This window comes from Corynebacterium tardum (assembly GCF_046717785.1).
Lineage (GTDB): Bacteria > Actinomycetota > Actinomycetes > Mycobacteriales > Mycobacteriaceae > Corynebacterium.
In genome coordinates this window covers 655,329-677,604 of sequence record NZ_CP177104.1, presented here as the reverse complement: position 1 = coordinate 677,604, position 22,276 = coordinate 655,329, and the positions used below count along the sequence as shown (strand labels likewise).

Annotated in this window: 19 protein-coding genes and 2 pseudogenes; 13 read left to right on the top strand and 8 right to left on the bottom strand. The window is 58.5% G+C overall.

What is annotated here, in order from left to right; genetic code table 11:
- Window positions 1-12 precede the first annotated feature (12 nt).
- From ACLI1P_RS03315 to ACLI1P_RS03305, 3 genes and pseudogenes are all read right to left on the bottom strand, one after another.
- Window positions 13-948, bottom strand: coding sequence for an aspartate carbamoyltransferase catalytic subunit (locus ACLI1P_RS03315; protein ID WP_306506955.1), 936 nt, complete (start codon window positions 946-948; stop codon window positions 13-15).
- 5 nt (window positions 949-953) lie between these two features.
- Window positions 954-1,511, bottom strand: a complete 558-nt coding sequence (gene pyrR, locus ACLI1P_RS03310) for a bifunctional pyr operon transcriptional regulator/uracil phosphoribosyltransferase PyrR (protein WP_411709687.1) — start codon at window positions 1,509-1,511, stop codon at window positions 954-956.
- Between the two features lie 95 nt (window positions 1,512-1,606).
- A pseudogene (locus ACLI1P_RS03305) lies at window positions 1,607-2,901 on the bottom strand (IS3 family transposase).
- A 513-nt stretch (window positions 2,902-3,414) separates the two neighbouring features.
- Here ACLI1P_RS03305 and ACLI1P_RS03300 point away from each other — a divergent pair.
- Window positions 3,415-3,861 (top strand): MarR family winged helix-turn-helix transcriptional regulator, encoded by a 447-nt coding sequence (locus ACLI1P_RS03300; protein ID WP_306507193.1) that lies wholly within the window; start codon window positions 3,415-3,417, stop codon window positions 3,859-3,861.
- Here ACLI1P_RS03300 and ACLI1P_RS03295 read toward each other — a convergent pair.
- Window positions 3,858-5,093 carry a M20 family metallo-hydrolase gene (locus ACLI1P_RS03295; protein ID WP_411709404.1) on the bottom strand — a complete coding sequence of 412 codons (1,236 nt, stop codon included), beginning with the start codon at window positions 5,091-5,093 and terminating at the stop codon, window positions 3,858-3,860. The genes ACLI1P_RS03300 and ACLI1P_RS03295 overlap by 4 nt on opposite strands.
- Before the next feature lie 10 nt (window positions 5,094-5,103).
- Complete coding sequence (locus ACLI1P_RS03290; RefSeq protein ID WP_411709403.1) at window positions 5,104-6,690, bottom strand: amidohydrolase; 1,587 nt, start codon at window positions 6,688-6,690, stop codon at window positions 5,104-5,106.
- Between the two features lie 90 nt (window positions 6,691-6,780).
- Between ACLI1P_RS03290 and ACLI1P_RS03285 the strand changes: the two genes are divergently transcribed.
- The 4 genes from ACLI1P_RS03285 to ACLI1P_RS03270 all read left to right on the top strand — a co-directional run bounded on the left by ACLI1P_RS03285 (window position 6,781) and on the right by ACLI1P_RS03270 (window position 11,890).
- Entirely contained in the window at window positions 6,781-7,902 is a 1,122-nt protein-coding gene (locus ACLI1P_RS03285) for a PucR family transcriptional regulator (protein WP_411709402.1), read from the top strand.
- Between the two features lie 146 nt (window positions 7,903-8,048).
- A complete protein-coding gene (locus ACLI1P_RS03280) occupies window positions 8,049-9,416 on the top strand; it encodes an MFS transporter (protein WP_411709401.1) in 1,368 nt (455 codons plus the stop codon).
- 51 nt (window positions 9,417-9,467) lie between these two features.
- A complete protein-coding gene (locus tag ACLI1P_RS03275) occupies window positions 9,468-10,076 on the top strand; it encodes a cation transporter (protein WP_411709400.1) in 609 nt (202 codons plus the stop codon).
- A gap of 437 nt (window positions 10,077-10,513) precedes the next feature.
- Entirely contained in the window at window positions 10,514-11,890 is a 1,377-nt protein-coding gene (locus ACLI1P_RS03270) for a hypothetical protein (RefSeq protein ID WP_411709399.1), read from the top strand.
- Between the two features lie 124 nt (window positions 11,891-12,014).
- On the opposite strand, the gene ACLI1P_RS03265 is transcribed toward ACLI1P_RS03270, so the two are convergent.
- Together ACLI1P_RS03265 and ACLI1P_RS03260 are read right to left on the bottom strand one after the other, a co-directional pair.
- Window positions 12,015-12,392: a hypothetical protein gene (locus ACLI1P_RS03265; RefSeq protein WP_411709398.1), complete on the bottom strand. Its 378-nt coding sequence runs from the start codon at window positions 12,390-12,392 to the stop codon at window positions 12,015-12,017.
- 233 nt (window positions 12,393-12,625) lie between these two features.
- Window positions 12,626-12,917: pseudogene (locus ACLI1P_RS03260) on the bottom strand (gluconokinase); the annotation flags it as partial.
- A gap of 106 nt (window positions 12,918-13,023) precedes the next feature.
- Between ACLI1P_RS03260 and ACLI1P_RS03255 the strand changes: the two are divergent.
- The 3 genes from ACLI1P_RS03255 (at window position 13,024) to ACLI1P_RS03245 (ending at window position 15,903) form a co-directional block, all read left to right on the top strand.
- Window positions 13,024-13,911 carry a glycine betaine ABC transporter substrate-binding protein gene (locus ACLI1P_RS03255; RefSeq protein ID WP_411709397.1) on the top strand — a complete coding sequence of 296 codons (888 nt, stop codon included), beginning with the start codon at window positions 13,024-13,026 and terminating at the stop codon, window positions 13,909-13,911.
- 422 nt (window positions 13,912-14,333) lie between these two features.
- The gene (locus tag ACLI1P_RS03250; RefSeq protein ID WP_408930191.1) at window positions 14,334-14,906 is read left to right on the top strand and encodes a CAP domain-containing protein; all 573 of its coding nucleotides are present in this window, start codon (window positions 14,334-14,336) and stop codon (window positions 14,904-14,906) included.
- A 196-nt stretch (window positions 14,907-15,102) separates the two neighbouring features.
- Window positions 15,103-15,903, top strand: a complete 801-nt coding sequence (locus ACLI1P_RS03245; protein ID WP_366780291.1) for a GntR family transcriptional regulator — start codon at window positions 15,103-15,105, stop codon at window positions 15,901-15,903.
- On the opposite strand, the gene ACLI1P_RS03240 is transcribed toward ACLI1P_RS03245, so the two are convergent.
- Window positions 15,889-16,554 (bottom strand): HAD family hydrolase, encoded by a 666-nt coding sequence (locus ACLI1P_RS03240; RefSeq protein ID WP_296131917.1) that lies wholly within the window; start codon window positions 16,552-16,554, stop codon window positions 15,889-15,891. The two genes, ACLI1P_RS03245 and ACLI1P_RS03240, sit on opposite strands and share 15 nt — an antisense overlap.
- Window positions 16,555-16,761: 207 nt before the next feature.
- Between ACLI1P_RS03240 and ACLI1P_RS03235 the strand changes: the two genes are divergently transcribed.
- The 5 genes from ACLI1P_RS03235 to ACLI1P_RS03215 all read left to right on the top strand — a co-directional run bounded on the left by ACLI1P_RS03235 (window position 16,762) and on the right by ACLI1P_RS03215 (window position 21,597).
- On the top strand, window positions 16,762-17,901 hold the full coding sequence (locus tag ACLI1P_RS03235) for an ABC transporter substrate-binding protein (protein WP_408930190.1): 1,140 nt from the start codon (window positions 16,762-16,764) through the stop codon (window positions 17,899-17,901).
- 131 nt (window positions 17,902-18,032) lie between these two features.
- Window positions 18,033-18,818 carry an ABC transporter permease gene (locus ACLI1P_RS03230; protein ID WP_296131912.1) on the top strand — a complete coding sequence of 262 codons (786 nt, stop codon included), beginning with the start codon at window positions 18,033-18,035 and terminating at the stop codon, window positions 18,816-18,818.
- Window positions 18,803-19,648, top strand: a complete 846-nt coding sequence (locus tag ACLI1P_RS03225; RefSeq protein WP_408930189.1) for an ABC transporter permease — start codon at window positions 18,803-18,805, stop codon at window positions 19,646-19,648. Before ACLI1P_RS03230 ends, ACLI1P_RS03225 begins: the two co-directional genes overlap by 16 nt.
- A gap of 1 nt (window position 19,649) precedes the next feature.
- On the top strand, window positions 19,650-20,753 hold the full coding sequence (locus tag ACLI1P_RS03220; protein WP_296131906.1) for an ABC transporter ATP-binding protein: 1,104 nt from the start codon (window positions 19,650-19,652) through the stop codon (window positions 20,751-20,753).
- Window positions 20,746-21,597, top strand: a complete 852-nt coding sequence (locus ACLI1P_RS03215; RefSeq protein ID WP_408930188.1) for an alkaline phosphatase family protein — start codon at window positions 20,746-20,748, stop codon at window positions 21,595-21,597. Before ACLI1P_RS03220 ends, ACLI1P_RS03215 begins: the two co-directional genes overlap by 8 nt.
- Window positions 21,598-22,276 lie beyond the last annotated feature (679 nt).

The following is a 22,276-nucleotide window of genomic DNA, read 5'->3' as shown; positions in this document are numbered from 1 at the left end:
TTCGCGGCCCGGTTAGGCCAGATCCTCGTTGGCAAGAAGGGTGTAGAGCACAGCCATACGGGCGTGCACGCCGGTGGCCACCTGCTGCAGCACGGTGGACTTGTCCTGGTCCGGCACCACGTAGTCCATCTCCATGCCGCGCAGCATCGGGCCGGGGTGCATGACAATCGCACCGGGCTTCATCGCGGCGGAGCGCTCCTCGTTCATGCCGAAGAGCGCGGAGTACTCGCGGTTGGACGGGAAGAAGCCGCCCAGCATGCGCTCGGCCTGCACACGCAGCATCATCACCACGTCCGCGTCGGGCAGTTCCGCGTCGAAGTCGGCGGAGGTGCGTACCGGCCAGTTCTCCACGCCCACCGGCAACAGGGTCGGCGGCGCCACGAGCACCACCTCCGCGCCGAGGGTGGACAACAGGTCCACGTTGGAGCGCACCACGCGCGAGTGCAGGCAGTCGCCGCAGATGACAACCTTCTTGCCTGCCACGTCCCCGATGCGCGAGCGCATGGTCACCGCGTCCAGCAGGGCCTGGGTGGGGTGCTGGTGGCGGCCGTCGCCGGCGTTGACCACGCTCGGGCCCTTGCCGCCCGGGGCGACAACCTCGGCCAGGTGCTGGGGCGCGCCGGAGAGCGGGTGGCGGATGATGATCGCGTCGGCGCCCAGCGCCTTCAGCGTCAGGCCCGTGTCCCGCAGGGACTCGCCCTTCTTTACCGAGGAGGTGGAGGCGGCGATGTTCATCATGTTGGCCGACAGTGCCTTGCCCGCGGCCTCGAAGGAGGAGCGGGTGCGCGTGGAGTTCTCGTAGAAGAGGTTGAACACCATGCGGCCGCGCAGCGTGGGCAGCTGGGGCACAGAGCGGCCCTCGAGCGACTCGCGGAAGCGGTCGGCGGTGTCCATCAGGGCGACGATCTCGTCCTTGGACAGGTCAGAAATGCTCAGGAGGTGCTTCACGCTTCTTACGCTTCCTTTCGAGTGAGGATGACCGAGTCGCTGCCGTCAATCTCTTCCAGCAGCACAGCGACCTTTTCTTCGGTGGAGGTGGGCAGGTTCTTGCCCACGTAGTCCGCCCGAACTGGCAGCTCGCGGTGGCCGCGGTCCACTAGGACCGCCAGCTGGATGCGCGCGGGGCGGCCCAAGTCGCGCAGGCTGTCGAGCGCGGCGCGGATGGTGCGGCCGGAGTACAGCACGTCGTCCACCAGCACAACGGTGGCGCCGTCGATCCCCTCGTCGGGGATGGAGGTGGGCTGCAGCGCGCGGTGCGGGCGTCCGCGCAGGTCATCACGGTAAAGCGTGGTGTCAAGAGAGCCGGAGGGGATCGTCTTTCCCCCGTACTGCTCGATCTTGGTGGCGAGCCGCTTCGCCAAGGGAACGCCGCCGGAGGGGATTCCCAAGAGGACAACGTGGTCAGCGTCCGCGGTCTTTTCAATGATCTGGTGCGAAATGCGGTCGAGCGTGCGGTTGATATCCGCAGCGTCCATGAGTTCTCTCATTATTGTGCTCCTTCTCCGCGTCAGTGCGCGGTCCTTAAAGGATCTGTTGTGGCACCCTCTCGGGCTGAGGGAGATGGTAGCACAATGAACTGGCCCCCGAAAGTTGGACTGGTTTAACTCTAGGTGGTTAGGGCTTCAAGGGTCTGATTTCGATATTGCATCGGGGTCAGGCCCTTGAGTCGTTATTGGATGCGTTCGGTGTTGTACCACTGGATGTAGTCGTCGATCGCTTGGTTGAACTCTGCGACGGTGTCGAAGACTTCTCCGTGGTACATCTCGGTTTTCAAGTGGCCGAAGAAGTTCTCCATGACCGCGTTGTCGTAGCAGTTGGCTTTACGCGACATCGACTGAACACCGCCGTTGTCATGAATGAGGTTGCGCCAGGACGAATGCCGGTACTGGAAACCTTGATCGGTGTGCATCATCCACCCAGTCTCAGGCGCACACATTTTAATCGTCTGAGTTAAAGCATCGGCGGTAAAGGCTGTCGACGGTGATGTAGCCACGGTGTGGGCAGCGATTGAACGGTCGAACAGATCCATCACCGGTGACAGGTAGACTTTGCGGCCTGCGATCCTGAACTCGGTGACGTCGCTAACAAAGACGGTGTTTGGCTTATCTGAGGTGAACTTGCGGTCAAGTGTGTTCTCGGCAATGTGGCTGATCGTCCCGTTGTAGGAAACATATAGCCTGCGCTGGCGGACCTTGGCTCGAAGCCCCAACTCGCACATGAGTTTGTAGACGAGCTTGTGGTTGACCACCCACCCCTGGTTGCGCAGGTCAAGTAGCACTCGCCTGTAGCCGTAGCGATGCTTGTTACGTTCGAAGCTTTCCCGGATCGCGTCTTTGAGCGCAGCGTGCTTGTCCGGCTCGCTGAGTCGTTTCTGGTGGTAGAAGAACGTCGATCTCGGCATGCCTGCCGCATCCAAAAGGTATTGCGGACGATGCTGTGACTTGAGGATGACAATCGCCTGGACTTTCAGGCGCGTCCCTGATTCCTCAAGTCCCGCTTTTTTTAAGTAAGCGTTTTCCGCTTCCAACCGTGCGATCTGGCGACGCAGCTTGTCCTCCTCCGTGAGCAGCTTCGGCGCGGCCGAACCTTTAGGCCTGCCTTTCGACTTCGGTTTTAACGCGTCATCGCCACCTTTACGCCATTTCCACGACCACTGGCTGACTAGCTGCTCTGATGACAGGCCAAATTCACGCGCGAGATCCATCGCTGTCTCACCAGCAAGGTGACGTTGGACAACTTCCTTCTTGATTTCGAACGAATACTGCTGCTTAGTCGGTTTCTCCACGAGACATAACCTGCCATGCAGCGTAAACCGACGATAGAGCATACGGACGGCGTATTTGGAGACATCAAGAGCAGTGACAGCAGCCTTAAAGCCCATGCCTTGCTCAAAAAGTTCAACCAACTGCTCGCGCTGATGCTCACTCAGCGAACTTCGAGCTCTCAATGAAAACTACTCCCCACTAGTCGGTAACTGATTTTCTCAGTCCAACTAATGGGGAGCAGTTCATCCCTTCGGAGGGCGGCTTAGGCCGATACACGAAGGTACGTGATAGAGACACCGTCGAGCCCCCGTTCAAAACCCGGGGGCTCGATGGTGTTTTCGCCTCCTTCACCCCCGCTCGCATCCCCCGCGCACTCCCCCCGCCGGCTGCTTCGAGGAGGAAAGCCGAGGATAGGACACTCACAGGGATCTGGGAGGAAAGATTCGAGATTGCCACACACATTTTTAATAAAAAAGTTGCATACTATCTCTCGTGCGTTGGAGAGAACGCACACAGAGAGAGATAGAGAAGCTTCAGCGTCCGAGGCCCCCACTGCGCGCGGCCCGGGCGCTGAAGTTTTTTAAGTTCTATGTTTACAGCCCTCAGAACTGCTTGCAGACTCCCCGGCAACACTTTTAGTCTAGAAAACGTGACACACAACGAATCCGTCCAGGAGACCATTTCGGCATGGCTGCGGCTCGAGCGCGCTCGTAACCGCTTTGATACCGAGGCCCGCCGCCGCTACGGAATCTCCGGCTCTCATCTCGCACTTCTCCGGCTCATCGACAAGCAGGGCCCCATTTCCCTGCTCGAATTGCGAAAGGAATTGGGCTGGCAGTCTGCCACCATCGGCCAAGCCGTCAAGCGCTTGGTACGCGACGATCTCATTACGCTGACCGACGACCCTGCGGATCTGCGCCGCCGCGTCTGCCGCATCACCGAGGAGGGAGGACGCTTCCTGCTTCATGTCCCCATGGCAGGGCCCGCTCGCCTGCGCACCTACGAGGTCAGCGAGGACGAGCTCGCCGCCATGCGCCGCGGATTCGAGATCGCGCTGCGCGCCTACGGCTACGAGCCCTGGAGCGACGCGAACTAGCTCTCCCCGCAGCCGGAGACGACCAGCCGGCGGGTCACGTGTGTGAGCACGTCCAGACCGGCCACACAGTCGGACTCGGTGGTGAATTCCTTCTCGTTGTGGGAGATGCCGTCTTTAGACGGGATGAACAGCATGACCGTGGGCACGAACTCCTTGAGGTTCGTAGAATCGTGCCCGGCCACCGTGTAGATCTCCTGGTGCGGGTAGCCCAGCTCGTCGACCACCTCGCGCGCCAGCTTTACCCCGGCGTCCGGATACGGGTTAAGCGCCCACTCGTGCGTGAGATCCAGTTCCACGGACGTGCGGGATTCTTCCTCCGCCGCGGCGATGAGCTCCCGCAGCTTCTCCTGCGCCTGGGACAGGACCTCCGAGGACGGCGAGCGCAGGTCCACGTTGAAGCGCACCTCGCGGGCGATCGTCACCGGCGAGTTCGGCTCCAGCGTCAACTGCGACACCGAGGCCTGCAGCTGACCTTCCGGGAACTCGCGGGTCAGCCGCTGGACCGCGGAGATGATGAGCGAAGCGCCGAAGAGCGCGTCGCGCCGGTCCGCCATGAGCGTTGACCCGGTATGCCCCTGCTCACCGGATACCACGGCCTGGAACTTTCGCGCTCCCCACGTGGCGGTGACAAGCCCAATGGTGTTGCCCGCGGCCTCGAGCTCCTTGCCTTGCTCCACGTGGATCTCCGCGTACGCTGCCAGCGTCGGTGCCTTCTCGCGCGGGGCCCAGCCCGCTGCTTCCTGCGCCTGCGCGACGGTGACGCCGGCGAGATCGGTGACCGATTGGGCGTCGGCAAGCGCGAGCACCCCCGTAAAGACGGAGCTGCCCATCATGGACGGCGCGAAGCGCGAGCCTTCCTCGTTGAACCAGTTGATAACAGCGAGATTGTAGCGCGCGTCCACGCCGGACTGCGCCACCCGGCCCGCCGCATGCGCCGCGGCCAGCACGCCATACGCGCCATCGAAGCGGCCGGCCAGCGGCTGCGAGTCCAGGTGCGAGCCCAGGCCGACGTAGTCCGCGCCCGGCACGAGCTCGAAGAGGCCGTACTGGTTACCAATCTCGTCATAGATGACCCGCGCGCCGAGGGACTCCAGCACCTCGTGGAACCAGGCGCGGTTGAGGTTATCGCCCTCACTCGCCGCCTGGCGCTCCACGCCGCCGCCCGGCGTCGCGCCATTAGCGGACATGGCCTGGAAGTCTGCCAGGAATTGCTCGTTGGTGGTCTCTCGCATGATGTTCTCCTTAGATAGTTCCGTAGCGTAGCTCGCCGCCGACGATGGTGGCGTCCACGCTGATGTCTGTGAATGCAGTGGTCAAAGGGTCGTGGGACAGCAAGGCGAAATCCGCCAACTGGCCCGGGATCACCTGCCCCTTGCGCCCCGCCCAGCCTGTCGCTGCAGCCGAGCCGGCGGTGTAGGCGTACAAGGCTTCCGCAGGTGTGAGCCGGTCATCTGGGCCATAGAGCTCGCCGGAAGCGGTGCGCCGCTCCACGAAAGCCTGCATGACGTCCAGCGGCCGGCCCGGCGCGACGGGCTGATCGGAGCTGCCGGGAAGGACCAGGGATGCCTCGAGTAGGCGCTTGCCCGGGTAGCTCAGCGCAGCGCGCTCCGGCCCCAAGGCCTCTGCCATGGCGTCTCCGAAGGCGGAGATGAACAATGGCTGCGGTACCACAACGATGGGCTGACCGCGCAGCCGCTCTATCTGATCCGGCCGCACCACCCCGCCGTGCTCGATGCGGTGCGGCATCGACGGGGCGCCATAGCGTGCAGTGGCTTCCTCCAAGGTTTCAATGGCAAAGTCCACTGCGGCGTCCCCAATCGCGTGAATGGCTAGGGACCAGCCGGAGGCCGCCGCGTCGAGAGCGCGGGAGCGCATCTGGGACGGATCTCCTTGAAAGTAGCCATGGTGCGCGCAGCAGGCATAGTCCTCCGTGAGGGCGGCGGTGGTGCCCAGGAGCGATCCGTCGCTAAATATTTTGACCGGTCCCAACTGCAGCCACTCGTCACCGAATCCCGTGCGGATGCCGCCATCAAGTCCCCAGCCGGGTCCGTCTGCCGCGTGCCCTGCCACTGCATGCAGTACGTCCATGGTGACCATCACCTGCATTCGTGTGTGCAGGGTGGCGTCTTGATAGGCAGCAATTTCTCTGGGGCTATGCCCGATCCACCCGCCAGCCACGCCAGCATCCGTCACTGACGTCAGGCCCCATTCCAGGTACTGCCGGGTAGCCTTCTCCAGCGCACGACCAATCTCTGTTCCGGATTCAGGCAGCGTGACCTTTTGGATGTAGCGCATCGCGTTTTCATCCAGCACACCGGTGCACCCATTGTCATCGGTGAGGAACTCCCCGCCTTCGACCTCAGGGGGATCTGCGGGGTCCACGCCCGCGGCGCGAAGCGCAGCCGTATTAACTGTGTAGGCGTGCCCAGAATTGTGCTTAATGAGCAGAGGCTTGCCGTTCGTCGCGCGATCAAGCGCTGCAATGTCAACGGGAGCGTCCAACCCTGAGGGCCGGAAACCGGCAGCAACGATCCACCCATCGGGGTTAGGCTCAGCAGCAGAAAGCGCGTCGTAGACATCATCGGGCGTGGTGGCGCGGTTCAGGGAGACATCCAGCAGCGTTTGGCCGAACCATACTGAGTGGGCGTGCGCATCATTGAACCCGGGGGTGAGTGTGCGCCCGCCGGCGTCCCAAGTCTCATCGGCAGACAACGATCGCGCTGCCTGGTCCAGCGCCAGAACGCGCCCGTTGGCACACGCAACTGCTGACGCCACCGGGTATTCCGGGTCTTGGGTAAGGATGTGGGCATTGTCAATAAGCGTAATCATGCATCCTCCTTGTGCGGTTCACCACATACTAGTTCGTACTGTGACACACACCGGGCAAAGTACTAAGCATCACTGTGTAGGCTTGTGCACATGCACGATGACAGGTGGCGAGCCATTGTCTCCCGCACCCACGTCCCGCAGATGGTGGAGGACTTCCTGACGCAATTTGGGGACCGGTACGGAGACGCGCAGGTGAGCGACGAAGAGCTACGTCTCACCGCCTTCGAAGCCTTCGCCCACATCACTGATGTCCTGACAGGCGCGATCCCCTTAGAGGACATGCAGGCACACTCGCAGACATTGGGGCGTCGGCGCGCACAGCAAGGCGTGGAACTGGCCTGGCTTATCGACGCCATCCAGCTCGACTTCACCATCCTCTGGTCACACCTTCGCACCGCCGCAGGCGCAGATCAGGACACACTGATTGACCACGTGTCGCAGATACATTCCGTTGTGACTTCGTACAACCTAATGGTGCGTGATGCCTTTCTCCTTGAGGAAGCCCGCAGCCACAACGACGCGCAGCTTGCGCACGCCCGCCACGTGGAACGGCTATTCTCCGCGGAACAATTGGACCCCTTCGACATTGCAGAGGTCGCCCGCGCGCTCGGGGTCGGCCCCACCGATTCCTTTGACGTTATAGTAGCCCACCCCAGTGCAGCAATTCGCCTCAATAGCCTGCTGCGCAGCCCAATCTCCGCAGGAAAGGCTTTTGGCCATGGCTTTCGCGGCACTTTTGTGGCCTTCTGGCCCATGGCCAATCAGCCAGCATCCACTCAACTCTCCAGTGATTTACTCGTCACCGTCCCGGGAGTACGGTTTTCCCACACCGCGGGCCTCGAAGGCGTCCGGAACGCCGCGCGGCAGGCCCCGAGCGTCTTTGCGGCAACCGGCAAGCTCAGCATGCTGTACGACGCGCCCGAGCTTCTCTGGGCCGTGGCCGGGGATGCCCTGGCCAACTTTGAGCACAGCGGAATCAACGAACTCACCCGCGACATAGACACGCTACGCTGGGAGCATGAGCCGGTCTACGAGACGCTCGTGGCCTTTCTGGATTCTGGATCAGTAAAGGACACCGCGCGCACTTTAGGCTGCCATCGCAATACGGTGATTAATCGCCTTCGCCAGGTCACGGACACTACCGGGTTGGACATCTCCCACCCGAAGGATGCAGCTAAGGCACTCCTCGCCCTTCGCCGCGCGCCAAACTAGATCGAACCAGAGCTGTGCACGGTCACAGTTGAACCGCCCAGAAGCTGGTGCCATGCATAAACAACACTCAAGACGCCACACCGTGAGGTGATCTACCTCTATCGTGTTGAGAAAGGTAACCCGTCTCACACAAGGAGCACCTCGACATGAGCACTCCCGCACCTTCAGCAATTCCTGCTGAGAGCCTGCCCGCAGAGCCTCAGCACGCAGAAATCCAGGTCGATTCCAAGGACGTCTTCCGCATCGCCAGCTCAGCCTTCGTAGGAACTGCGCTCGAGTGGTACGACTTCTTCCTCTTTGGCACCGCCGCCGCTCTCGTCTTCAATGACCTGTTCTTCTCCGGAATGTCCGGCACGGGAGCAGCGCTCGCGTCCTTCGCTACGTTCGGCGTCGGATTCCTCGCCCGCCCACTCGGCGCCGTGCTATTCGGCCAAATCGGCGACAAGATGGGCCGGCGCCCAGCGCTCATCATCTCCATCGTTGTCATCGGCGTAGCCACCGGCATCATTGGCTTACTCCCCACGTACGCCTCGATCGGCGTCTGGGCTCCCATCGCGCTAGTGATTCTCCGCCTTCTTCAAGGAGTCGCTGTAGGCGGCGAGTGGGGCGGCGCCACCACGATGGCAATCGAGCACGCTCCCGCGGAAAAGCGCGGGCGCTACGCAGCGTTCGTTCAGATCGGCTCCCCCGCGGGAACACTCCTATCTTCCGGCGCCTTCGCACTTGTTCTTATGCTGAGCGACGACGCTGTCAACTCATGGGGCTGGCGCATCCCCTTCCTCATCGCCTTCCCATTCTTGGGCGTTGCCTTGTGGATCCGCACCAAGGCCGAAGAGTCCCCCGTTTACAAGGCCCTAGAGGAGGAAGCGGAGGCCGACGAAGCTGCCCACAAGGGCTCACTCAAGGAGCTGTTCACCCGCCACTTTCCGCAGATCTGCCTGGCATCGGCTGCGGCCTTTCTAGGCATCGGCGGATTCTTCGTCATGAGCACCTACGTACTTTCCTACGCCACCACAGCCCTAGATTTTGAACGCCAGACAGTTGTCAACGCAACCCTGTTGGCCGCTGTGTGCCAGATCTTTATCAACCTCAGCTTTGGCCGCCTCGGCGAAAAATTCGGCCCCGGGCGCATCATTGGCTTTGGCGGAGTGGCCACTGCAGTGATGGCGTGGCCACTGTGGGCCATGATTGATTCAGGCAACGTTGTACTGCTCACCCTGGCAGTCTGCCTGGGGCTTTCCCTCGTCACCATCACCTACTCGGTATCCGGCGTACTGTTGTCCGAGATCTTCCCGGCAAACGTCCGCTATTCCGGAGTGGCGATTTCCGCCAACATTGCCTCCGCGGTCGCCGGACTGCTCCCCTTCCTCGCCACAGCGATGAATGCGTCCAACGACGCCCCTAGCCCCATCCCCGGAATCATCATCTTGGCCGTCGCCGCGCTGATTACCGCTTACGGCGGGTTTGCCGGTGAGAAGCACCGCCGCGACGACGACATCGTCGTCTCCGACTAGCCCACCCCCCTGAGCGCGTGACGCAGCGGCAACACAGTAAGCTGAACCGCTATGAGTTCCGATCTGTCCTCCTCCACCCTGGATGCCCGCGCGCGCCGCATCGTGGCCTGGGTGGCTGCGCTCAACCTCTTCGGGTTCTTCGGCGAGGTCCTCGTCGCCTCCATTATTGGCTCCGCTTCCTTGTTCGCGGACGCAGCCGATTTCTTGGAGGACTTCCTCATCAACGCGCTCGTGCTCGCAGCGCTACGGTGGCGCCCGGAGGGACGCCGAAAGGCAAGCTACGTGTTGGCGGGGCTAATTCTGGTGCCCGCGGTGGCGTCACTAAGCACTGCCATATGGAAGATGATCACTGGAGCCGTCCCGGAACCCTTTACCTTGTCCGGCACTGCCGTGGTGGCGATGCTCATCAATCTCGTGTGCGCCCTGCTGCTGGTGCGGCTGCGCCGCGGTGGGGCGCTCACCCGCGGGGCGTGGCTGGCGGCACGCAACGACGTGGCCGCGAACGTGCTCATCCTGTTGGCTGGCTTGGTGATGCTGGCGTGGGCAAGCCCGTGGCCGGACATCGTCGTTGGGCTCCTTATCGGCGCTATCAACCTGCGCGCAGCGGCCGAGGTCTTTGAACAGGCACGCGCCGAGGATCCGGAGATCGAAGAGGATTAGACGGCGTTAACTTCAGCAGGTTTTAAGCCGCGGGTGTTAATTTTTGCAATTTTGCTTGCTTCTTGCGGGTTAAAAAGTAATTTCCCGACACCTTCCAGCAACCCGATTTCACCCCTGGATGAGGTCAAACTTTAGTCTATGTCCAATCGGTCAAGCAGACGTTTTCGCACCATACGGTCTATAGGGACATTTTCGAGGTAGAGGCAAATTTCTTAGCCAATTGTTCACCTTCGTGTCACCCTATCGAAATTCAATTTAAGGACAAAAGTATAAACAACGTTAAGGGTGCGCTTTCCTGAAATCCGCCTTATGGTTACTTCACGTCACGCACTGAGCCGTACGGAAACACACAGAGCCGTACAGCGCATACACAGTGCGTCGCCCGACATTCGAGTTCTTCTCGAAGACCCAAACCAACATTTCCAGGAGATTTCACCATGACTATGCGTCGTCGTACCGCTGGCCTCGTCGCCGGCCTCGCGATTGCAGGCACCGCCCTCATCGCACCGGCAGCTTCTGCTGCAACCCACACCGAGTCCTACCCGGAGACCCCGGCCGTCAACGCCAAGCTCCCCATCGTTCACACCACCCACGGTTCCGACCACATGAAGGCAAACGTCCTCAACCCGCGCCCGGTGTGCAACCCGTGGGAGGACCACCGCACCGTGGTCTACAAGGTGACCGACAACTTCATGCCGGCCGGCACCATCTCCACCACCAACCAGACCAAGAAGGACATCCCGCTGCAGCAGGATCTGTCCAAGTCTCAGTCCATCTCCCTTTCCGTCAACGGTGACCGCACCGAGACCACGTCCATGAACCTGGGCGGCAAGGGCTCCGGCAAGGGTGCTGAGGGCTCCTTCGGCGTCTCCCACCAGATTGCCACCAAGCTGGGCGCTTCCGCGTCCTACTCCCTGTCCTGGGAGGCCGGCCAGTCCATCGGACCGTACGACGTTCCGCCGAACCACACCGGTGAGGCCACCTACGGCTTCCGCGTTCTGAACATGACCGGTACCCAGCAGTACTGCAAGCCGAACGGCACCTGGTCCACCCCGACCTTCTGGTCCGCAATGCAGCCGATGAAGAACGAGGTTCGCGTCAAGCTGTACGACGACATCGCGGATTCCTACGCTCCGAACAAGGACGCTCAGAACACCACCGACGTCAACGACCCGAAGGTTGTTGAGGAGGAGAAGTCCCCGGAGGCTGACGCTGAGGTCCTGAAGGACAACGAGGTCGCTCCGGAGGAGAAGGCCGTGTCCGAGGCTGAGGGCAAGAAGGAAGAGGAAGCCGACAAGAAGAAGCAGGAGCAGATCGACAACGGCACCGCTTCCAACGAGAAGCTGGACCTGAAGCCGATTCTGACCACCTCCGGTGCTAAGCACGCTGGTTTCGCCGGTACCGTTGCTCTCCGCCTGGAGAACGTCGGCACCGAGCGCTACTACGGCGACTTCCCGGCTGTTCAGTACCGCGTTGACGTGAAGACCGCTGAGGGCCCGAAGGGCGTTGACCGCCTCATCACCCCGCGTTCCTCCAACGGTGCACACATCCGCGACCTGGGCTTCGACGAGAAGACCTCCACCCGCTCCTTCGAGGTGACCCTGGCCAACCCGATCAACGCTGGTGAGTCCGCTCGCGTTGCCAACCTGGACTTCGGCGACGGCAACACCAAGGAAGGCCGCCTGAAGAACTTCATCGAGGTTACCCAGATTTCCCGCCTGAAGGGTGACAACTCCACCGCCAACGACCAGAACGTTGATTCCCGCAAGGCAACCGTCAACGACTTTGGCAAGGAGGCTGAGGGCCTGTTCTAAAACACAGCCCCCGCCCCTTCTAGTGCAGCGCCCTCGGCGCATAGCACAACTGCAAGGAACCCCCGACCGCATTGTTCTCGGTCGGGGTTCCTTTATATATAGGTAAGGATCGTGCGAGGCACAGCTACAGGGTGGGCAGGTTCGCGCGCTGCACCTCGGCACGCGCGTTCGAATCGAACGTGGCACACAGTGCCGCGGCGACGAAGCGCACTCCGCCCGCCGGCGAGGAGGAACCAACCCGCTCAGCACAGCCCTGCAGCGCGGGCATGCCGATATTCTGACCCGGGGAGGTCATGGAATAGAGGGAGGCAGCGGTGAAAGATCCGCCGTCGGCACGCAAAGCGTTGGAGGAGCCCTTAATGGACTGCCACGCGATGGCACCTACCGGGTCGGTGCGGAACTGATCGCGCTCGGTCTGGGTGAGCTCGGCACTGGCGACGGGGGCGGAGAGGCTTAGAGATACAACCGCAGCGGCAGCTGCGGCAAGAATGCGGTTCTTCATGTTTCACACACTACTGCATGGGTGGCAACCTCACACCCGGTGGTTGTAACCACATAGAAAACGGGGGTAAACCTAGATCACATAGCGCAGAGAAGGCTTTGCCTCTTGAACGTCATGGATACCTGGGAACCGGTCCTGGGCGCCGGTCCGTTGCTCGGAATTGCAGTCGCCTCCATCGCCGCCATCTTGGTTATGGTCATCTTCTTCAAGGTGCACGCCTTCGCCACGCTGGTGACGGTCTCCGGCGCCGCGGCCCGGATGAGATCGCGGTAGAAGCGCTTGAGTGCGGAGCATCCCACGATGGTGCCGGACTCCTGAGCAGCAAGAAATCGTCCGATGGACTCGAGCCAGGGCTTGCGGTCATCGTCGTCAAGCGCGCGCCCCGCCGCCATCTTCTCTATGTTCGCCGCTGGGTGCATATCGTCACCGTCACGAAAAGGAAGGCCGGTGCGCTGCGCCAGCAGCTCCCCCACCGTAGACTTTCCGCAGCTCGATACCCCCCATAACCACAACGTGCCTGCGCATCGCCCCTCCTTCATACCTTGCACCGATCCTACCCACTCGCGCTACTGTATTTTCGCGGCCCATTGCTGTAGCGATGTTGTCACCACACTCCGCGAAAGGACACACCATGCTTCCCCGTCAGGTATTGCCCACCATCCTTGCGGCAGCACTGGCCGTTCCCCTTGCATCGTGCGCGTCAGTACTTTCCTCCTCCACCACGGATAAGGATCCCGCGACCATCACGCTGGGCTACATTCCCACGTGGTCGCAGGGCTTGTCCGCCGCCTTCCTGTTGGACAATAAGCTCAAGGCAGCCGGCTACGCGGTGGAGCATACGCCGCTTAGCGACGCCTCCTCGGTCTACACCGCACTCGCCTCCGGCGAGATCGATATCTACCCGGCCGCGTGGCCGGAGCACACTCACAAGCAGTACATGGACGAGCACGGCAGGACCATTGAGGACTATGGCGCCTTCTATGACAATGCGCGCCTAACCTGGGCGATGCCGGAGTATGTCGAAGACGTCGATTCCATTACGGATCTTAAGGGCCAGGCCGGCCGCTTCGACGGCCGAGTCGTGGGCATTGAGCCAGGTGCCGGCCTGACCAGGGCCTCTCAGAAGACCATCGACGCCTACGATCTCACCGACTACACCCTGGCTACGTCCTCCACACCGGCTATGCTCTCGGAGCTGGAATCCGCCGCCGCTGCCAAGAAGGACATCGTGGTCACCCTGTGGCGCCCCTTCTGGGCCAACTCCACATTCGCCGTTAAGGATCTGCAGGACCCGGAGGGCACCCTGGGCACTACCGAGGGCCTGCACTGGCTAGCACGCGGGGGCTTCGAGTCCGACAACCCGGAAGTCGCTGAGTGGCTCAGGGAGCTAAAGCTTGACGACGATCACTATGGCAGCCTCGAAGATCTCATTGTCAACGAGTACGGCGAGGGCGAGGAGCCTAGGGCCGTCCAGGAATGGCTTGACAAAAACCCAGACGCGGTCACGGACATCAAGTAACTCACCCGCGACACCACCGCGCTGACCTTCGCCGCATCGGGCTTCCATAAGTGCAAAATCCAGTTTCCCAGTGAATGTCCATATTTTTTTAAAGAAATAGACAAGTAATCGTTAAAGGCTGCCCCGTCACCAACTAAAAACGCAGGTCGCCAAACCCCCTACCTGAGCCACCACCCCCGGGTGTCACCCCCAGATTCGAAGCTAACTGGATTTATCTATGCAAATTCAGGCAAAAAGCGCCGAAACTCAGAATTTCTCTGAGAACCCGACCGCAAACCTTCGCAAAATCGCCCTCGAACCTTAAAGTTGCTGGTCAGCTGGCTTTTGATAGCTATGGAGAGCTTTACTTTTAAGTGAAAAGAGCTGCGGAAGCGCAGTAATCACCCGCCAATTCAGGCTTGAAGTAAAGAAAGGCACCGTCAATGTTCCGCCTTCAGTTTGGTTCCACCACTAAGAAGTTCGTCGCCCCGGTCGCGGCTGCCGCAGCCCTCTTCGCCGGCTCCGTCACCGCCCCGGCTTACGCCGCCAGCTCCTTCGGCCCGTTCAATGCCTCCGCCTTCGGCCTGCCGCAGAACATCACCCAGCACGTCCCGGCCGCCGCCGGCCCCGTCGCGCACCCGGCCCCGGCAGCAGCCAGCGTCCAGGGCCTCATCAACCAGACCAATGCTCAGCGCGTGGCCAACGGCCTGGCCCCGCTGCGCGTCGACCCCAGCCTCTCCAACCTGGCGCAAGACTGGGCCAACACCCTGAGCCGCGATGGCGTTACCCGCCATCGTCCGAACTACTGGACCCACTACCCCGCCGGCCTGCCGGCTGGTGGCGAGAACGTCCTCCAGGCCTGGAACGACTACAGCGACGCCCGCCTGGTTCAGCTCTGGATGGACTCCCCGGGCCACCGCAAGAACCTGCTCGACCCTCGCGCGAAGTCCGTGGGCATCGGCATGGCCGTCACCCCGGAGGGCAAGCTCTTCGCCGTACAGAACTTCGGCCGCTAAGCGCCGCGACAGCCCGAAGGCCCAGCCTCTTCCACCGCAAGTGCGTGGAGGGCTGGGCCCTTGGTCGTTTTCGGCGGCAGGGGTACCCGTTCCGCAGGAGCTTGGAGCTAAGACCGTCGGTGCTGTCGTCTCCACCGCCGACCATTAACTCGTCGCCGAGGTAGACACGGTTGTCGTCGCCGTCGCTTCTCCCCACGTGGAATTCACGGAGCTATCAATCCAATTGTCACTTAAGGCAGACAGTACGATAGTCCGTGTGTACAGCCTCGAACGCCAGACGCACCTCTACCTTCATATCGCCGACGAGCTACGCTCACGGATTACAAATGGCGATTTGAAGCCCGGTGATGTACTTCCTTCAGAGCGCACACTCTCTGAGTCCTTCAATGCATCAAGAATTACGCTACGCCGAGCCTTGGACATACTCGAGGCCGAAGACCTCCTTGAGCGTCGCCGAGGCCGCGGAGGCGGAACCTACATTAAGTCGACACCGCCCACCGTCGAACTCAACAGAATAGAAGGATTCCTTCCCCAGCTCCGAGAGAGGGGCCGCATTGTTAAGTCCCAAGTATTGGACACTGACTTGCAATCTGCACGTCCAGAAATCGCCGAAATATTGGGTCTAGAGCAGCACGCTCAGGTATTCCGCATTGTTAGACTACGCAGAGTCAGCGGAGTACCGATGTTGATAGAAGATTCTTTCTTCCCAGTCCCAGTCGCTCCGGACCTCTTGAGTCAAGACTTGACAGGGTCTTTGTATGAGCTCCTGTCTAAGCGATATTGCGCGAAACCCTCTCACAAGAGGGAAACGATCACTCCTGCTCTTCCAACAGCATGGGAGCAGAAGAAGCTTCAACTACGTTCCGACCAGCCCATCCTAAGGATTAAGAGAACGACATATTCGAAAGACGACACCCCAATCGAGCACTCTCTCGATGTCCTTCGTTGCGATTTAGCTCAAGTGGAAGTTTTCACAGATCCGCTAGATACCGCGTAGGACGACCTCTGCCGCATTCTCCATTGCGTCAAAGGAGTAGTCACAGAGCTCCATGCCCTTCGATTTCGGCCCCACGGCAACAGCTGCCATCCCTGCGGAATGAGCGCTAGCAATCCCTGCCGCGGAATCCTCAAATACCAACACAGACTTAGGGTCTACTCCCAGCACCTTGGCCCCAAGAAGGAAACCTTCCGGGTCCGGTTTTCCCCGTTTTACATCTTCGATTGTCACAGCAAATGGGATGAGGGCCGATAAGTTACTCTCAAACAACACAGGCTCAATGAGCTTCCTAAAAGTACCGGTGACGATTCCAACCCTTATGTCTCGGCTCTGGAGTGCCTGGATCATGCTCACCGTCTTGGTTCCAATCAGCTCATTTCCACGGCTTTGCTCAAGATAGCTCGCAGTCAGAGCTTCAAGTAACTCCTCTACACGGTGTTCTGCAGAACGAGCTTCCGTCAGCATCCGTGAAATATCTCGGTCACTTAGCCCAAGCAAGGCTTCGTATTCACCCTCTTTTAATGGTTCAAGTTTCAACTTTCTAAGCGCATTGTCATAGGCCTTCTCCAAGACCGCCTCATCGTTACTCAGCGTTCCGTTAAAATCGAAAATTACTGCCGAAGATTCTAATACCAGCTCTACAAAAGGCATATTTTCTCCAATCAAGAACTCCGTCAACCGTTACGGAAGCCAGCATAAGTGGCCCCTATAAAGGACAGGAACTCTTGCTTAAAGGTATTAAATTGTCTTCCACTAGAGTTAACCTGGAGGGAACCTAGGGGAAATCATCGAGTGCCAGACTTTTCAGTGTCCAGAAATTGGTCCTCAAGCTCACTCCGGACTCGAAAGGATTACTCAATGTCCAGCACACTTTCCCGACGTTCAATTCTCCAGGCTCTCGGCCTAGGCGCAGGACTTGCCGTTACCGGCACGACTATTGCAGCCTGCGGAGGAAATAGCTCTTCAACTACGGCCAACCGCAATGCAGGTGGCAACCTCGACGAGATTGTGAAGCTTGCCAAGGAAGAAGGCGAAGTTCGTCTCATTGCCTATCCTGAAACGTGGGCAAACTACAAAGGCCACTTCCAAAAGTTCGAAGAAAAATACGGCGTAAAAATCAAGGTCGACTCCCCAGACGCCTCTTCTGCGGAAGAACTTGAAGCGGTAAAGAACCTTCGGGGTCAAGAAACGCAGCCCGACATCCTCGACATTGGCTACTCATTCACCACTCCTGCGATCAACCAGAAGCTCATTGAGGCATACAAGCCTTCTAACTGGGACGCTATCCCTGAAAACCTCAAAGACAAGGACGGCATGTGGGTAGGTGCCTACTACGGTGTCCTCTCTGTTGGTGTCAACAAGAAGGACGTCGAGGTTCCGACCACCTTTCAAGATCTGAAAGACCCGCAGTACAAGGGGAAGATTTCTCTGCCGGGCGATCCACGCCAGGGCGCCTCTTCCATCGCTACCGTCTTCGCAGCGGCGCTAGCTAATGGTGGATCTTTGGACGATATTCAACCAGGAATCGACTTCTTTGCCGAGCTCGCAGAAATGGGCCACCTTGTGCCGACAGCAGATCCTGCTTCGGGAATGACCACTGGTGAAGCATCGGTCATTTTCGACTGGAATTACAACTGGGTGGGTGTGCAGGACCAGTTGATAAAGGATGGCGTTGATTTTGAGATGACAGTTCTCGAAGATGGTGTATTCGGCAATTACTACGCACAACCGTGCACTATCGAGTCTCCCCATCCTAACGCTGCCCGCCTTTGGATTGACTGGCTTACCTCGGATGAGGGGTCTGAGCAATATGCTTTGGGAGGTGCCGTTCCAGCACGCTTTACGGAACTTGCCGAGGCAGGAAAACTATCTTCCAAGGCCCTTGAAACCCTTCCGGATCCGAAGATCGTGGAGAAGGTCAAGCTGCCAAACTCAGACCAAGGTGACAAGGCGAATTCTGTCATCGCAACTCAGTGGGCCCAAAAGGTAAAGTTCTGATGTCGGTGACAACAATCCCTTCCAGAGAACCCAGTTCACGGAAACAGAAACGAAAGAGTGCCCAAAGTAGCGCGATTAATGTCAAAGCGCTCGTCGGCGCCCTCCCATATTTCGCTTTCGTCTCAGCCTTTTTGATCATCCCGATCATTGCCAATGTAGTTACGGCATTCAAGGATCCTACTGGTCAGCCTTCAACTGAAACTATGGCTGAGGCGGTTAGTTCGACTTATCGTGACGCCTTCCTCTTAACCTTCAATTTGTCACTACTCACGACGATAGTTGGAGGCATTTTTGGGCTAGGTATCGCTTGGGCGTTAACCTCCAGGAATTCCGGGCCAAAATGGCTATCTAACTTGGTTAATAGTTTCTCCGCCTTGGCGGCACAATCAGGCGGAGTACAACTGGCGTATGCATTTATCGCACTTCTTGGAACCAACGGCCTGCTGACCGGAGTAATTCGGAAAGTATTTCCAAACTTCGGTGAGGTATTTTCAATCACCGACTTTGCTGGTGTCGCACTTGTATATCTCTATTTCCAAGTCCCCCTGATGACCGTACTGATGCTTCCATCAATGAGTTCGCTCAAAAAGGAATGGTTTGACGCCGCCTCATCACTCGGAGCTACAAGAATGCAATTTCTTCGAGATGTTGCGCTACCAGTTCTTTGGCCCCCAATTGTTGGTTCATTGCTCCTTCTCTTTGCTAATGCTTTTGCGGCATACGCAACGGCTTACGCTTTGGCAGGAGGCTCACTCAACCTCATTCCAATCGTGATCGGATTCCTCATTAGTGGAAACGTGCTGTTGAACCCTGGCCTAGCCGCTGCACTGGTGACTTGGATGATGATCATCATCCTTATTGCGATGGGTCTGCGACTTGTTCTCACCCGAAGGAGTGACAAATGGCTCAGCAATTAGCCACAGAACTCGACAATAGGTCGAACCAGACACCTGAAAGCGTTCACCGCAAGGATGGAACACGGAATTCTAACTGGGTGGTTACGACCATTCTTGTTGTGGCACTTGTCTTTTTCTTCGGCCCTTGGATTGCTGCCGCCGTCTTTGGATTCACACGACCTGGCGACGGATTTACGCTCGAACCGCTTCTCTCGGCATTCGACAATCCACGTGCAGTCTCAGCAGTGCTCGACACCTTGTTGCTTGCTGTTGCGACCACCCTATTAATGCTCATCCTTTTGGTTCCGACAATCGTATTCCTCAACCTCCATTCCCCAGGGTTGGCAAGAATAGCTGAGCTCCTGTCTGTTCTTCCACTAGTGATTCCTGCGGTTGCGTTGGTATCAGGTGTGTCGGAATTCTATCGCGCAGTGGCCCCATCCTTCTTAGTATCAAAATGGTCGTTAGTGCCCCTGTACGTAATTGTGGCGCTTCCCTTGTGCTATCGCGCAATCGACGCCGGAGTCAAGGCTTTGGACCTCAAAACCATGTTCGCGGCGTCTTCTTCACTCGGTGCAACGTCATCCCAAACCTTGTTCAATGTCGTGCTTCCAAATCTCCGGGTCTCAATGCTCTCGGCTTCCCTGCTTTCTATTGCGATGACTCTTGGTGAGTTCGCGATTGCGTCACTGCTCTTGCACTACACCTTCCCAGTCTTCATTGTGGAAGTCTCACGCAATAACCCCCGAGGCATTGCTGCTCTTTCTTTCATTACGATTCTCATCACTTGGGCGCTTATGGCGTCTATCTCCGCTATCGCAAAGATCGACTCCGCCCGAAAGGAAAAGTAAGGTGACACCGTCACACGTAGAATTAAGAAACATTACCAAGCGTTACGGCTCAAAGACCGTCCTTGACAACCTCAATCTTGAGATCGGCAAGGCTGAACTTGTAGCTCTCCTTGGACCTTCGGGCTGCGGCAAGTCGACAACCCTTAAAATCCTTGCAGGTCTTGAGCAGGCCAATGAAGGTTCTGTTTGTATCGATGGCGACGAAATCTCCTACCTTCCTACCCGTCGCCGCAACATGGGGATCGTTTTCCAAGCATATTCACTGTTTCCCCATCTCAATGCAATTGACAATGTTGCATACGGCTTGAAGATTAGAGGTCACAGCAAGAGCAATCGCCGTAATCGCGCAGGTGAGCTCCTAGAACTCGTAGGGCTTTCAGAGCATGCGATGAAGTTCCCCGGGCAAATGTCAGGCGGCCAGCAACAGCGTGTTGCACTTGCGCGTGCACTGGCTATCGAGCCCCAGCTGCTGCTTCTCGACGAGCCTCTATCTGCACTCGATGCAAAGGTTCGAACTCAATTGAGAGATGAAATCCGAAGGATTCAGCTCTCTGAAGGAATTTCCACTCTCCTGGTCACGCATGATCAAGAGGAGGCTCTTGTCATGGCCGACAGGATTGGTGTCATGAACAATGGAGTAATCGAGCAAATCGGGACCCCTTCACAGCTGTACCACCACCCGCGTTCCCCCTTCATTTCCCAGTTCGTTGGGGTTGTAAACCGTATCTGCGGTGAGTACAACGCTGGCGCTGTAGACGTACTCAATACCCGGGTCGACGTCGTGAATTCTGAAGTGGAGGCATCTGACGGCGATCCATTGGTCTGTCTCATCCGCCCTGAAGATCTCCGCGTGACTCCGGATTCCACTGGCTCCTATCGTGTGCTTAACAAGCAGCTTCGCGGAATTTTCACTTCGGTAATGCTTGCGGGGCCCGGGAACGGAGTAATTCGTGTAGACATGCCCGACCGTGAAGCCAATGAGCTCCCCTCTGGAAGTCAGGTGCGCTTAGAGACCATGCGCCACGATGCCGTTGTGGACCTCCCGACTGACTCCGAGTTAGCTGAATCTGCAAGGGCCAACAGGAAGAGAAATGCGAATGCGTAATCCCGAAAATGTTCAGAACAGCGAAAATGCCGGCGCAAAGAGACGAATTTTGCTGATCGGTGTGGATGGGGTTCGATGGGACATTGCTGCCGAGCAGGAAGTCGGTTCGACCCTTCAAAAGCTCGCAGGGGAAGGGCATTGGTTCTCCATGCACATGGAAGTTCCGACGATTTCTGCACCAGGCTGGGCCAGTATCCTTACGGGTTCCACACACGCAGAACACGGACTTAGGGATAACAGCTGCGTGGGTGGGCGAACATGGAACTGCCCTGATTTCCTGTCGCAAGCCTTCTACAGGGACCAGTCAACACGAACATTCGCCGCAGCAGGTTGGCCAGTACTTGTTGATCCCAGCGGCCTTGGCCCCATCATCCATCCTCGAATCGAGCAGCAATACGCCGGTCTCCACCGTGTAATTGCCCGCGATGGCGAGACTTATGGTTATGAACGCATCGATGCGGAGATTGCTGACTTCACCCTGGCAGCAGTCCGCAGCGGTAGCTTTGATGTGGGGTTCATGTATTGCTGCAGCGTGGACGATGCCGGTCACGTATATGGTCTGATGGGGAGCGAATATCGCAAGGCGATCCAGTCAGTTGATCAGCATATTGAGCGAGTTGTTTCTGCAGTAGAGCAGCGCGCAACCAACTACGACGAAGATTGGCTCGTCGTCGTGACCACTGACCACGGTCACGTTGATGAAGGAGGTCATGGCGGTAGTTCCGAGAGAGAGCGCGAATCATGGGTTATCGCATGGAGTCCGACTGGTTCGCTGCCGTGCTGGCCATCTGAAATTGAACCGCACAAACTGGCCTCTCTAATTCTCGCTGAACGGGAATCTTAGTAGTCAACCGTCAAACACATTGTCGGCGACGTCGCCCGCCCGGCTGAGGATTACATCCGGGCGGACACACTTTTAACCCCCAATCGTATTCGGCGAGGCGCGTTGTACACATGCTAAGGCGAATTCGCGTAACGCACGAGAGACCAGGTTGGCCAAGGTAGTAGTCATTCAGCAGAACTTAGCCAGATCGCTTCAAGAGGGCTGGAATTCAGGTGTCTCCCTAGCAAGGATTAGGCCCGCTGGTCATCAGAGTCGTCTTCCGACGGACAACCGGCCTGACTGCCGCCGTCCGCCTAGAAACTTCAAAGAATTCACAAAATTCATAAACTTCACAAGTCTTCAAAGGGGCAGTGTGCCATTGTCCCGTCATGCACACTCGGCACGCCAATCCGTCTTACGGCTACATTCGAAGCAACACCATCACTGCTGGTAGGCCGCAATGAGGTAATACAGGATTGTGGGTTTGCCCCTGCTGATGACCCCGGCACTCACGAAAGGACTTCCCTCATCACTGGCGCAAAGTATAGGCAAACTGAGCCCTTCAATACTGTCAAGGACGAAGCACTTCACTCATACGCAGTTGGATGACTCTGAGCAAAAATTCGACTACCGGCCTTGTCGAACGCCTACGTAGCGACATCATTCACCTCTTGGCCAAGGCCCGGAAAGCTCAAGGGTG